Origin of the sequence: Corynebacterium tuberculostearicum (assembly GCF_022347385.1) — a bacterium.
Taxonomy (GTDB): Bacteria; Actinomycetota; Actinomycetes; order Mycobacteriales; family Mycobacteriaceae; genus Corynebacterium; species Corynebacterium tuberculostearicum_M.
Genome location: NZ_JAKRDT010000008.1, coordinates 1 through 13,258 on the forward strand (window position 1 = coordinate 1; position 13,258 = coordinate 13,258).

Annotated in this window: 11 protein-coding genes and 1 rRNA gene; all 12 read right to left on the minus strand. The window is 57.7% G+C overall.

Annotated elements, in window-relative coordinates:
• A 16S ribosomal RNA gene (locus tag MHK00_RS05925) occupies window positions 1–106 on the minus strand; the annotation flags it as partial.
• Window positions 107–744: 638 nt separating this feature from the next.
• The gene (gene tyrS / locus MHK00_RS05930; protein ID WP_005323249.1) at window positions 745–2,004 is read right to left on the minus strand and encodes a tyrosine--tRNA ligase; all 1,260 of its coding nucleotides are present in this window, start codon (window positions 2,002–2,004) and stop codon (window positions 745–747) included.
• 23 nt (window positions 2,005–2,027) lie between these two features.
• Window positions 2,028–2,201 carry a Trm112 family protein gene (locus tag MHK00_RS05935; RefSeq protein WP_005323252.1) on the minus strand — a complete coding sequence of 58 codons (174 nt, stop codon included), beginning with the start codon at window positions 2,199–2,201 and terminating at the stop codon, window positions 2,028–2,030.
• A gap of 56 nt (window positions 2,202–2,257) precedes the next feature.
• On the minus strand, window positions 2,258–3,295 hold the full coding sequence (gene ocd / locus MHK00_RS05940; RefSeq protein WP_005323253.1) for an ornithine cyclodeaminase: 1,038 nt from the start codon (window positions 3,293–3,295) through the stop codon (window positions 2,258–2,260).
• Between the two features lie 12 nt (window positions 3,296–3,307).
• Complete coding sequence (locus MHK00_RS05945; protein ID WP_200435249.1) at window positions 3,308–4,825, minus strand: amino acid permease; 1,518 nt, start codon at window positions 4,823–4,825, stop codon at window positions 3,308–3,310.
• 219 nt (window positions 4,826–5,044) lie between these two features.
• Window positions 5,045–6,475 carry an argininosuccinate lyase gene (gene argH / locus MHK00_RS05950; protein WP_250410836.1) on the minus strand — a complete coding sequence of 477 codons (1,431 nt, stop codon included), beginning with the start codon at window positions 6,473–6,475 and terminating at the stop codon, window positions 5,045–5,047.
• Between the two features lie 6 nt (window positions 6,476–6,481).
• Window positions 6,482–7,702, minus strand: coding sequence for an argininosuccinate synthase (locus MHK00_RS05955; protein WP_150850449.1), 1,221 nt, complete (start codon window positions 7,700–7,702; stop codon window positions 6,482–6,484).
• 81 nt (window positions 7,703–7,783) lie between these two features.
• A complete protein-coding gene (locus MHK00_RS05960; protein ID WP_005327871.1) occupies window positions 7,784–8,266 on the minus strand; it encodes an arginine repressor in 483 nt (160 codons plus the stop codon).
• A 3-nt stretch (window positions 8,267–8,269) separates the two neighbouring features.
• Complete coding sequence (gene argF / locus MHK00_RS05965) at window positions 8,270–9,190, minus strand: ornithine carbamoyltransferase (RefSeq protein WP_250410837.1); 921 nt, start codon at window positions 9,188–9,190, stop codon at window positions 8,270–8,272.
• Window positions 9,187–9,513, minus strand: coding sequence for an aminotransferase class III-fold pyridoxal phosphate-dependent enzyme (locus tag MHK00_RS05970; protein ID WP_250410838.1), 327 nt, complete (start codon window positions 9,511–9,513; stop codon window positions 9,187–9,189). The genes argF and MHK00_RS05970 overlap by 4 nt, the downstream gene beginning before the upstream one ends.
• Before the next feature lie 147 nt (window positions 9,514–9,660).
• The gene (pheT, locus tag MHK00_RS05975; RefSeq protein ID WP_250410839.1) at window positions 9,661–12,174 is read right to left on the minus strand and encodes a phenylalanine--tRNA ligase subunit beta; all 2,514 of its coding nucleotides are present in this window, start codon (window positions 12,172–12,174) and stop codon (window positions 9,661–9,663) included.
• A 24-nt stretch (window positions 12,175–12,198) separates the two neighbouring features.
• Complete coding sequence (pheS, locus tag MHK00_RS05980) at window positions 12,199–13,245, minus strand: phenylalanine--tRNA ligase subunit alpha (RefSeq protein WP_005327862.1); 1,047 nt, start codon at window positions 13,243–13,245, stop codon at window positions 12,199–12,201.
• Window positions 13,246–13,258 lie beyond the last annotated feature (13 nt).

Below are 13,258 nucleotides of genomic sequence, written 5' to 3' on the forward strand. Positions count from 1 at the left end.
CCGTTCGCCACTCGAGTACCCTGCAAGCAGGGCCTTTCCGTTCGACTTGCATGTGTTAAGCACGCCGCCAGCGTTCGTCCTGAGCCAGGATCAAACTCTCCACAAAAAAATTTCAGAACAACATCCGAAACAGGCCGTGAAAAGCCCGAAACCCAACAAAAGAACAAACCACCACAAACCACACAAAAATGCAGCCCATGCTGGCGTCCAAAAAATTACTACAAAGAAAAAATACAGTTCCCTCAACCCGACGGGGTCAAAAATAAGGAAACCAAAAAAGTTGAACACAATCACATGCCAACCAATCCATCTCAATGCAGCCGAAACACCAAACAGCATTCAAAAAGGTACGCGTTTCACATACCCAACCGGCACACACCAACCAACAAACCACCTAGGCCTATTGGCAGACAAACCAATCAACACACAACCATGCACACAAAAAATAAAAAGTACATTGGCACACTATTGAGTTCTCAAACATCATCCACACACCCCAAGAAAATTAACTTTCCGTTAACCTCTCGTTGGCGGCTCGTACAAACTTACTCAACTCAATGAACCCTGTCAAATCATCGAACCAAGTCCGCACCAAATTCGCTCAAAAGTAACCTCCCGGCTACCTCGCGGCGACTTCGATTAATGTAGTCCACCACAACCACACAACACAAACCCGCAGGGCAGAGTACAAAAATGAAAAATGACGCCCTTCCAACGAGTGGAACGGACGTCATCTACTGCTGTTTAGCTCAACTTAGCGCCAGCGAAGTTCTTCTTGCCTCTGCGCAACACGAGCCAGCTGCCATGCAGGAGGTCTTCTGCAGACGGCTCCCACTCTGCCGATTCAATGCGCTGGTTATTCACGTAGGCACCGCCTTCCTTAATGGTGCGGCGGGCAGCACCCTTGGAATCGGCCAAGCCGCTAGCCACCAGCAGGTCAACAATTGTGCGCGGTTCGCCGGCGGCAACTTCGGCGACAGTGGTTTCAGAGAGCGCGCCAGCAAGGGTCTTTTCATCCAGCTCGGAGAGTTCGGCCTTGCCGAATAGCGCTTGAGCGGCAAGCTCGACAGCCTTGGTTGCCTCTTCACCGTGAACCAGATCGGTCATCTCTTGTGCCAAGCGGCGCTGAGCGGCGCGCTTATAAGGTTCTTCTTCTACCGCACGCTCGTATTCGGCGATTTCCTCCTGCGTCAGGAAGGTAAACCAGCGCAGGTAGTCAATAACTACAGAGTCTCCTGCATTGAGGAAGTACTGGTACCAGGAGTATGCGGAAGTCTTTTCCGGATCGAGCCATAGCTTTCCGCCGCCAGTAGACTTGCCGAACTTCTGTCCGGAGGCGTCGGTAACCAGCGGCACCGTAAGGCCATGTACCTTGGCGCCATCGATACGACGGTTAAGGTCCACGCCAGAGACGATGTTGCCCCACTGATCGCCGCCGCCGATCTGCAATACGCAATCGCGCTCGCGGCGAAGCTGCACGAAGTCATTGGACTGCAGGAGCATGTAGGAAAACTCGGTGTAGGAAATGCCGTCGCCCTCGAGGCGTCGCTTGACGGTATCGCGATCCAGCATCGTATTAAGGGAGAAGTTCTTACCTACGTCACGCAAAAAGTCGATGACGGACATGTTCATGGTCCAATCGGCGTTGTTGACCATGGTGGCAGCCTGCTCGCCGTCGAAATCGATGAAGCGACGCAGCTGCCCCTTGATGGCCTCGAGGTTATGGGCCAAGTCTTCCTCGCTCAGCATGGAGCGCTCGCCGACGTCGCGCGGATCACCAATAAAGCCAGTTGCGCCACCCGCCAATGCGATTGGGTGGTGGCCGGCGTTTTGGAAGCGGCGCAGCATGATAAGTGGGACCAAGTGGCCAGCATGGAGGGAGTCGCCCGTGGGGTCGAACCCACAGTACAGCGCGATGGGGTTCTCACATGCCTCGCGCAGGGCCTCAAGATCGGTGGACTGATTGATCAGTCCGCGCCATTGCAGTTCATCGATGATATTCATGGGGGTCTTTCTAAACGTCGAAGTTAAGCTGGCCATTTCTGGGCGTGGTCTACAAGCATGACTGGGATGTCATCCTCAATGGGATAGGCAATGCCCAGCCGCTCGTTGACGAGGACCTGTTTATCTTCCAGATATGTCAAAGGGCCCTTGTCTTGCGGGCAGACAAGGACCTCTAGCAACTTCGGGTCAAGACTCATGCGTCTTATCTTAGCGGGTAGAGGAAGAAGTTGGATCCCTCTACCCCACCTTCGACTTAGAGCAGGGATGGAACGTTTGCAACCAGGGAGAAGAGATCCTTCGGGTCATCCGGGTTGGCGATGATGTCGATCTCAGACTCCAAGTCGGTGCCCTTGACGGAATCGCGCAGGTAACGCAGCGCGGAGAAATCGTTGATGGCGAATCCGACGTCGTCGAAGAGCGTGATCTGCTCATCGTCATCGCGGCCGGTGGCCTGACCAGTGAGCACCTGGTAGAACTCGACAACCGGGAAGTCTTCCGGCTTCTGCTGGATTTCACCTTCAATACGGGTCTGCTCTGGGAACTCTACGAAGACCTTGGACTTGTCCAGGATGGAGCTCTCCAGCTCGGTCTTGCCCGGGCAATCACCGCCAACGGCATTGAGGTGGACGCCTGGGGCGACGTGGCGCTCAGCCAGAATCTGGTTCTGAGCCTTGTCTGCGGTACAGGTGGTGATGATGTCTGCACCCAAAACCGCCTCGTCGACGCTGGAACAAGCAGTGATATTAAAGCCCAGTGGCTCCAAGTTGCGCTTGAACTTTTCTACCGCCTCAGGGTCGATGTCATAGATGGTAATGTCCTCAATTCCCATAACGCCGCGGAAGCCAAGCGCCTGGAACTCGGACTGGGAGCCCGCACCAACCATGGCCATGCGCTTGGAATCCTTGCGTGCCAAGTGCTTTGCCACCATGGCGGAGGTCGCGGCGGTACGCAGTGCGGTAAGCAGCGTCATCTCGGCTTCGAAGGTGGGGTAACCATTGTCGACGTCGGCAAGCACGCCAAAGGCAGTAACGGTCTGGAAACCGCGAGCTGGGTTGGATGGGTGACCGTTGACGTACTTGAAGGAGTACTCCTTGCCATTGGAGGTAGGCATGAGCTCGATAACGCCGAACGGGGTGTGGGAAGCAACGCGCGGAATCTTGTCGAAGCGCTCCCATTCGCGGTAGTCGGCCTCGAGGTAGTCCACCATTCCGGTAATGATGTTTTCTACGCCTTCGCGCTGAATCCAGCGCGCCATATTCTCTACATCTACGAACTTAACTGCGTGGTTCATAAAAGTTCCTTTCTATTTCTTTGGGTGAAGGTCTGTTTGCGGTGCAGCCGGGAAGCTGGAGGTTGGCAGGTGCTTGGCCTTCCTCTCTTCCGCGATGGCGCGAATGCGGTCGCGCCATGCGTACCACATTGCCATAAAGACCGGAACGAGGAGCAGGGTCGATGCAAGTGCAAAGGTGCCGATTGGATAATCAAAGGCCATCAAGATAATGACTAGGCCAATGAAGATGAGCACTGCCCAGTCTCCGCCTTCGCCAAACGGCGAGCGGTATCCCGGTCGGGTGTAGCTTCCGCTCTTGGCCAGGCGCACAAACTTGAGGTGTGAGAGCGCAACTGCCGCCCAGGACGCCAATGTGCCCAAGGCTGCCAGGTTAAGCACGATTTCAAACGCCATCTCCGGCACCACATAGTTGAGGAAGACGCCTACCAAGCCCACCATGGCCGCCATCACGATGCCGCCGTAGGGCACGCCCGACTTGGACATGCGAGCGCCGAACTTCGGGCCGGAGCCGGAAGTGGACATGTTGTACATAATGCGGCCGGTGGAATACAGGCCGGCGTTGAGCGAGGAAATCGCAGCGGTGATAACGACAAGCTGGAAAATCGGGGCCGCCGCACCTACACCGAGGGACTCAAAGAAGGTCACGAATGGCGACACGTCAGCGACGTAATCGGTGTACGGCAGCACGAGCGTGAGCAGCAGCACGGAGCCGAAGTAGAAAATCAGGATGCGCAGCAGCACGTTGTTGACTGCACGCGGAATGTGCTTTTCTACATTCTTGGTCTCGCCGGAAGTGGTACCAACGAGCTCAATGCCGGCATAGGCAAAGACGACACCCTGGACGACGATCACGGCTGGCATCAAGCCATTAGGTAACCAGCCGCCGGTGTCAGAAATGAGACTAAAGCCGGTCGGGTCGCCACTCGGGTGGCCAAAGATGAGGACGCCGATGGCTACCAACATGAAGATGATCAGCGCGACGATCTTAATCAAGGAGAACCAGTATTCCAGCTCGCCGAAGATCTTCACCGAGAGCATATTGAACACGAGGATGCCGCAGATGACCACGAGCGCAAGTAGCCACTGCGGGACGGAATCGAGCCACGAGGTGTATTGGCTAAACCATTTGATGTAGATGGCGACGGCCGTGCCATCCGCCACAAGGGTCATGGCCCAGTTTCCCCAGTACAACCAGCCGGTGACGAAAGCTGTCTTCTCGCCATAAAACTCGCGAGCATAAGACACGAAGGAGCCGGAGCTGGGGCGATAGACGATGAGCTCGCCAAGTGAGCGCAAGATGATGTAGCCGAAGAAGCCACATACGAGGTAGAGCACGGCGAGGAAGGGGCCTGCGTCCTGCAGGCGGCCGCCGGTGCCCAGGAGAAGGCCGGTACCGATTGCGGAACCGATGGCAATCATCTGCAGCTGGCGATTGCCCATTCCCTTTTGCAGGCCATGGTCTTCCGAGGCGTAGACCGCCTTTTCATTCTCGTGTGGCCCAGCTGGAGTGGGCGGAGAATTTACTGTCATAGGAGAGATCGTCCTTTCATTACGGTGAACGAGTCTGTTAGGTCACATTCCCTGCAAGAATACTAACGCACCACACTGTTACCCATGTCACCACTACCCCCATTGTGTTCAACAACGCAGTTGACAGGTTGGGAATGGGGGTCAATCTCCCACCCCCGCAGCGAGATAAAAAAGAACCGCATGGCCGAAGACCATGCGGTTTCTAAAGCGCACCGAGAATTAGCGCAGCGGCTTCTGCGCCCACGAGCGAGCAGCCGCGGCACGCTGGCGGACAGTCTCGCGCTGCTCAGCCACGCGGACACCAGCGGTGCCGCCCTTGGTGGCACGAGAGGCCACTGCCCCGTCGATGGTGAGTACTTCACGGACGCTAGGCTTTAGCCGCTTGTCGACGCCCGCCAACTCCTCATCGGTGAGCTCCACTAGGTCAACTCCCCGCTCCTCAGCGATGCGCACGCAGGCGCCGGACGCTTCGTGCGCCTCGCGGAAAGGAACGCCTTGGCGAACCATCCATTCGGCCAAGTCGGTAGCCAACGTGAACCCGCGCGGGGCAAGTTCGCGCATGCGGTCCTCGTGGAAAGTCAGCGTGGACACCAGTCCGGTCATTGCCGGCAGCAGCAGGTTAAGCTGCGCCACCGAATCAACGATGGGCTCCTTATCTTCCTGCAGGTCGCGGTTATAGGCCAGCGGCTGTGCCTTCAGCGTAGACAGGAGGCCAGTGAGGTTACCGATAAGGCGTCCAGTCTTGCCGCGGGTAAGCTCCGGAACGTCCGGATTCTTCTTTTGCGGCATGATGGACGAGCCGGTCGACCATGCATCATCCAGGGTGACGTAGCCGTATTCCGGCGTGCACCAGTAGATAATTTCTTCCGAAAGTCGGGACATGTCGACGGCAATCTGCGCCAAGACGAAAGCCGTCTCGGAGGCGAAGTCACGAGCCGCAGTGCCATCCAAGGAGTTCTCCGCGGCGGCATCAAAGCCAAGCTCCTCCGCAATGGCTTCCGGGTCTAGCTGCAAGGAGGAACCGGCTAGCGCGCCAGAACCGTAGGGCGATACAGCCAAGCGCTTATCCAGGTCCTGCAGACGCTCAATATCGCGCAGAAGTGGCTGTGCATGCCCCAAAAGCTCGTGCGCCAGAAGAATTGGCTGTGCCGCCTGCGAGTGAGTTTTGCCCGGCATAATGGCGTCCGGATGTGCTGCTGCCTGATCAGCCAAGGCATCCACCAAGTCACTCACCTGAGCCGCGGTATCGCGAATGGCATCGCGTACCCACATGCGAAACAGCGTCGCGACCTGGTCATTACGGGAACGACCGGCGCGCAGGCGACCGCCGACCTCTGGGCCCACAATCTCGATGAGCCCGCGCTCCATCGCACCATGGACGTCTTCGTCCGTGGGCGCTGGGTGGAACTCACCGGAGGCCACCTTCTCCCCTAGCTCGGTGAGGCCGGAGAGCATGGTGTTCAAGTCGCCGTCGGAAAGCAAGCCCGCTTTGTGCAGCACCTTGGCATGGGCCTTGGAGGCTAGTACGTCATATGGCGCCAGCACCCAGTCAAAGTGAGTGGATACAGAGAGGGCAAACATCGCCTCAGACGGTCCGCCGGAGAAGCGGCCACCCCATAGGGCACCCTCATTAGTCTTATGCGGTTCCATGTGCTCCTACTTCTGCGCGCTGGTGGGGAAACCACCGTCGCGGTCACGCTGGTTGGAGATCTGGGTGGACAGGCCGTGCAGCTGCACAAAGCCCTTAGCTGCGGTCTGGTCGAAGGTATCGCCAGTGTCATAAGTAGCCAGGTCAAAGGAGTACAGGGACTGGCCGGAACGGCGACCGGTGACTGTGGCGGTACCGGCATGCATGCTCAGGCGGATATCACCGGTGACGTTTTCCTGGGACTCCTCAACGAAAGCATCCAAGGAACGCTTCAGCGGCGAGTGCCAGAGGCCGTCATAGACCTCCTCGGACCAGCGGGCATCGGTCAAGCGCTTGTAGCGAGCCAACTCGCGTTCCACGGTGACATCCTCCAGCGCCTCGTGGGCCTGGATGAGGACCATGGCGCCCGGAGCCTCATAGACCTCACGGGACTTAATGCCCACCAAGCGGTCCTCCACCATATCCAGACGGCCAATGCCCTGGGCACCAGCGCGGCGGTTGACCTCTTCAATAATCTGCAGCGGGGACATCTTCTGACCATCGACTGCGACCGGGATGCCCTTCTCAAAGGAGATGATAATTTCATCCGGGGCATTACCCAGGCCTGGATCCTCGGTATAGGCGTAGAGATCCTTTGTTGGCGGGTTCCACAGATCTTCAAGGAATCCGGTCTCTACCGCGCGGCCCCACAGGTTCTGATCGATAGAAAATGGCGAGGACGCGGACTGCTCAATCGGCAGGTTGATCTCTTCCGCGAAGGCGATGGCCTTATCGCGGGTCCACGCATAATCGCGTGCAGGGGCGATAATTTCGAGGGAAGGATCCTGGGCGCGGAAGGAAACCTCGAAGCGTACCTGGTCATTACCCTTGCCGGTGCAGCCGTGGGAGACGTGGGTGCCGCCGAATTCCTGCGCGGCCTTTACCAAGTGCTTGGTAATGAGGGGGCGGGAAATAGCCGATACCAGCGGGTACTGCTTCATGTACATGCCGTTTGCCTTGATGGTGGGAACGCAGTACTCCTCTGCGAACTCATCCTTGGCATCGATAACGATGGACTCTACGGCACCGCAGTCAAGTGCACGCTGGCGAACCGATTCCATGTCTTCGCCACCCTGGCCCAAGTCCAGGGAAACGGCGACAACGTCACCACCGGTCATTTTTGCCAGGTATGGGATGGCAACGGAAGTATCAAGGCCACCAGAGTAAGCCAAGACTACGCGTGCGGACATGGTTAATCTCCTTGTTCTATTGGAAACAATTCATCTAAGCACATAATATACGATGGTGGTCTGGATTGCCACCACCACCGTCTAAATATTTCGCGTGGTAAGTGTCACCGCCAGATCTGCGCCCGTGACGCCCTCGCGCGCCAGGACGAAGATGGTGTCATCGCCGGCGATGCAACCAATGACATCGTGCAGCCCCACCCTGTCAATAAAGCTGGCAAGGTACTGGGCCGCACCGGCAGGGGTGCGCAGCATAGCTATATTGCCGGAAGAATCATGGGATACCACCAGTTCATCGAGCATGCGGCGCAGCTTTTCACGGGGGCCGCCCACCTGGTCTTCAAATTGCTCCAGCTCACCGCCGACCACGTAGAAGGAACGGCCACCATCGCGCTTTACCTTCTTCGCGCCCAGCTCATCCAAGTCACGGGACAAAGTGGCCTGCGTGATGTCGATGCCGTCTGCGAGGAGAAGCTCGGATAGTTGCACCTGGCTGGTGACGCGATTGCGATCCAAAATCTCTAGGATCTTGGCCTGCCGAGCATTGCGGGTGGTCGGGGTGTTCATTACTTAGTTGATCTCCTTATTTATTTCGAGCAACCAGACAAGAAGCGCTTTCTGCGCATGCAGGCGGTTCTCCGCTTCATCAAAGACGCGCGACTGTGGTCCATCAATTACCTCAGCCGTGACCTCATTTCCACGGTACGCCGGCAAACAATGTAAGAATATTGCATCCTTATGCGCTTTGCTCATTATGGTCGAATCAACCTGATATGGCAGGAATGGCGTACGCCTATCGCGGCCATCATTTTCCTGCCCCATAGAGATCCAAGTATCGGTGATGACTACATCTGCGCCTGCAACTTCATCCACGTCATCAGTAATGGTGATGTTGCCCCGCTTGCGCGCGCGGTCGACGAATTCCTGACGCGGCTGGAATCCTTCGGGCGCGATAATAGAGACGTCTATGCCGGCCGTGGCAAAACCAATCATGTAGGAGTTAGCCATATTATTATCGCCATCGCCCAGGTAGACGGCCTTTTTGCCTTTGAGGTCACCTAAATTCTCACGACAGGTCAGCAAGTCAGCCAGAATCTGGCAGGGATGCAGGTCGTCGGAAAGCGCATTGACCAGAGGAACGGTAGCAGTCTCCGCCATCTGGAGAAGGTTGTCATGGTCAAAGGTGCGCCACACGATTGCCTCCACGTACCGCGAAAGCACCGCGGCCGTGTCTTGGTAAGACTCCCCCTTGCCCATCTGAGTCGTAGAAGTATCGACGGTAATGGCCTTGCCGCCCATATTCGCTACTGCGGTTTCAAAGGAAAAGCGGGTCCGCGTAGATGTTTTATCAAAGAGCACCGCTACGGTCTTAGGCCCCTCTAGTGGGCGCTCCGCAAAGGGATCCTTCTTGAGCCTTTCAGCTAAATCCAAAACGGTTGCTTGTTCTTGTGGGCTGAGATCGTCGTCAGCCAGAAAGTGTCGCAGGTTCATGCCAGTTCCTCCATTATCGTCCGAAATGTTGTCAGTGCTGTGTCTAGTTCGTCGTGGGAAATAACCAAGGGTGGGGTGAGGCGGAGTACATTCTCACTGGGCGCGTTGAGGATGAGCCCCTGTGCAAGTCCGCCGCGCACGGCCTGCTTAGCCACAGGTTCTGCTAAAACAACGCCGAGCATCAGTCCGCGGCCCCGTACGCGTTCTACAAGCGGCAATTTTTCAATCTCTTGCCGCAGATAGTCACCCTTATGAGTAACTTCCGCAAGAAATTCCGCATCCACGTATCCGGTGACGCCTGCTATTGCTACTGAAATCGTCATAGGGGCGACTATAGCAATAAATACACTCGGCCGTATGTTATTCATGTAAATTGGGGATATTCCCTGGTTAATGCAGCACCAGAAATGAAAAAATGCATGAAAAAAGGGGCGGTGAGGTAAATCTCACCGCCCCTTCCTAGGGCCTAGCTATGCGCGCATCTCTGCGCCCAAGCGCTGCTTAGCCAGCTCCGCTGCGGCCGTGCGGTGCTCATTGACTTCCTCATCGGTCAACGTGCGATCCGCTGCACGGAACAGCAGCTGGAAGGCTAGGGACTTCTTGCCCTCACCCAATTGCTCGCCACGGAACATGTCGAAGAGCTCGACGGACTCGATGAGTTCGCCCGCTCCCTCTTCCACAGTGGCGCGCACGCGCTCTGCTGGGACTTCTTCATCCACCACGAGCGCAATGTCCTGGTGCAACGCTGGGAAGGAGGACAGTACCGGCGCAGGGAATTTCTCTTCCAATGGCATAGCGGTAACGTCCAGTTCCATAGCGCAGGTACGCGCCGGCAGGTTCAGCGCTTCCAGAACCTGCGGGTGAAGCTCACCGGCATGGCCCAGAACCACGTCAGTACCTGCCACCTTCACGGCAGCGCAGCGGCCTGGGTGCCAGGGAAGAACGTGCGCGGCCTCCAGCTCGATATCCACACCTGCGGCACGAGCGACCTGGCGGGCGGATTCGATGGCGTCGGCGTAGCTATATGCGCGTCCTTCGCCCCATGGTCCCTCATGCTCGATATTGCCGGTGGCCACCGTTGCAACGTGCAGCGGCTGCTCAGGAAGGGTATCCAGGAGTTCGGAAACAACCTGTTCAGAAGGTCGCTGCTCTACAGAAGGCATGGGCGATGCCTCGGCACGCTTGAATGCCACCTGCTGCAGGCCATACAGGGCGAGGTCGCTGCGGCCACGCGCAACATTGCGGCCGATGGCCTCCAGCATGTTCGGAAGCAGAGTCGTGGACAAGATGGCCTTGTCGGCCTCAAGCGGATTCTGCACCTCTACGGTGCGGCGGCGAGCATCATCCTTGTCCAAGCCCCACACATCAAAGGTGTCGTTGGCCACGAACGGGGCCGGCAATACCTCTGCATAACCGGCATAGGCCAGGCCGTGGCCAATAGCGCGGCGACGCTTCTGCGCTGGGGTGAGACCGCGACCGCCGGCCAGAGTAGGCAGGACGGTAGGAATGTCTTCCAAGCCCTCGAGACGTAGCACCTCTTCGATGAGGTCAACGTCCATGGAGATATCGGTGCGCCACGTAGCAGGCGTTACCTGCAGCATTTCACCCTCATCAGCGACAGTGCAGCCAACTTCCTCGAGGCGGGAAATAACAGTCTCACGGGAGTAGTCAACGCCGGCATACTCGCTAGCCTTTGCGGTGCGCAGGGCAATGGGCTCGCGCTTGGCGACGTCCCCAATAAGCGTCCGGCCTTCCTCAATAGTGCCACCTGCCAGCTGCTGCAAGAGCGCACAGGCGGTGTCCAGAGCGACCTCGACGACCGCTGGATCCACGCCACGCTCGAAGCGGCGGGAGGACTCGGACGACAACTTATGGCGGCGGGAGGTGCGCGCCACGGTAATCGGATCCCAGATAGCGGATTCGAAGACCACGTCAGTGGTTTCCGCCGAGATTTCGGAGGTAGTACCGCCCATGACTCCGGCCAGTGACTGGATGCCATTGTCATCGCAGATGACCACATCTTCTGCAGAAAGCTCACGCTTTACGTGATCCAGGGTCTCAAACTTCTCGCCTTCGTTGGCATTACGGACAACGAGATTTCCTTGGATAACGTTGGCGTCAAATGCATGCATCGGGGCGCCCAAAAGCAACATCACATAGTTAGTAATGTCCGTGGGCAGGTTGACGCTGCGCTGGCCGCAGAGCATAAGCTCGCGCTCGAGCCAGAACGGGGTGCGTGCCTGCGGGTCGATGCCGCTGACCTTGCGGAGGCCGAAACGCTGCGCCTTGGTCTCGGGGGTGAGAGTGACGTCGATAAGCGAGCCCTGCGCCGCTGGAACAGCAGAGGTATCAATGCCAGCAACGGACGGATCTTCGGCAATATCGGCAAAGTCCAGGTCGAAAGCGGAGGCAATCTCACGGCTCAAACCGCGCGCGGACAGGGCGTAGCCGCGATCCGGGGTGATGTTGACGTCAAAGTCGGTATCATGCAGCCCAATAACCGGGCGAGCATCCTCGCCCACCTTATCGGCGACGTCATCACCCAAGACGATGATGCCGTTGGCCTGCGCACCCAAACCGAGCTCAGCACCGGAGCACAGCATGCCATTGGAGATGTGGTCGTAGGTCTCGCGCGCCGCAATCTTGAAGCCGCCAGGAAGCTCCGAGCCCGGAAGCGCCACAACGACATAGTCATTCAAACGGAAATTACGAGCACCGCAAATGATGCCCTGCAGCTCGCCCGTGCCATTAGCCTGGCCTACATTTACCTGGCAGTAGCGGATGGGCTTTTTGAACTGCGTAAGTTCCTCGATCTCTACCACCTGGCCGATGACCAGCGGACCGGTGCTCTCCGGAACGACAGCGTAGCCCTCGGTTTCAAAACCGACGCGCACGAATCCGGAGTCCATATCGGCAGCGGAAACGTTCCAACCAGGGTTCTTAGCGCCCAGGATGCGGGTGACCCAGTCTTGGGAAATAAGCATTAGTGTGTCTATCCTTTCTGGGTTTTAGGCCTGTACGCCAAACGGCAGGGTGAAGCGGACATCGCCTTCGACCATGTCGCGCATATCGGTCAAGCCATTGCGGAACTGCAGCGTGCGCTCGAGGCCCATACCAAAGGCAAAGCCCGTGTATTCCTCTGGATCAACACCAACGGCGCGCAGCACATTGGGGTTCACCATGCCGCAGCCGCCCCACTCGATCCAGCCAGCGCCACCCTTCTTATTGGGGAACCACACATCAACCTCGGCAGAAGGCTCGGTGAACGGGAAGTAATTCACGCGCATGCGCGTCGTGGTCTCCGGACCGAACAGCACCTTGGCCAAGTGCTCCAGGGTGCCGCGCAGGTGGGCCATGGTCAGGCCCTTGTCCACGGCCAAACCTTCTACCTGGTGGAAAACCGGGGTGTGGGTGGCATCCAGCTCATCGGTGCGGAATACGCGGCCTGGGCAAGCGATATACAGCGGCACATCGCGCTCCAGCATGGTGCGCACCTGGACCGGAGAGGTGTGCGTGCGTAGCACCTGCTTAGAGCCCTCGCCGGAGACGTGGAACGTATCCTGCAGGGTACGTGCTGGGTGATCCGGCTTAAAGTTCAACGCATCGAAGTTGAAGTACTCCGCCTCAACCTCGGGGCCATCCGCGATTTCCCAGCCCATACCGACGAAAATATCCGCAATGCGCTCAGAGAGTGCGGTAATTGGGTGAAGGGCACCAGTCTGGGTGCGGGTGGTGGGAATGGTGACGTCAACGGTCTCTGCTCGCAACTGCTCCTCGCGAGCCTTTTGCTCCAAGACATCCTTAACCTGGGCAAAGCGCTTTTCCATCTTGCCGCGGGCCATGTTGACAGCCTTGCCAGCGCTCTTGCGCTGGTCCTTAGGCAGCTGCCCCAATGACTGGCGAGCCTGCGGAATATAGCCGCCATCTCCTAGGTGCTCGCGGCGGGCTGCAGCCAGCTCATCGAGCGTTTCGGCTGCGTCGAAGGCTGCGATAGCCTTATCGGCCGCGGCCCCAAGAGCCTCTTCGGTCAATTCGATCTGCGGTGTATCGGACACGTACTTCGTACCT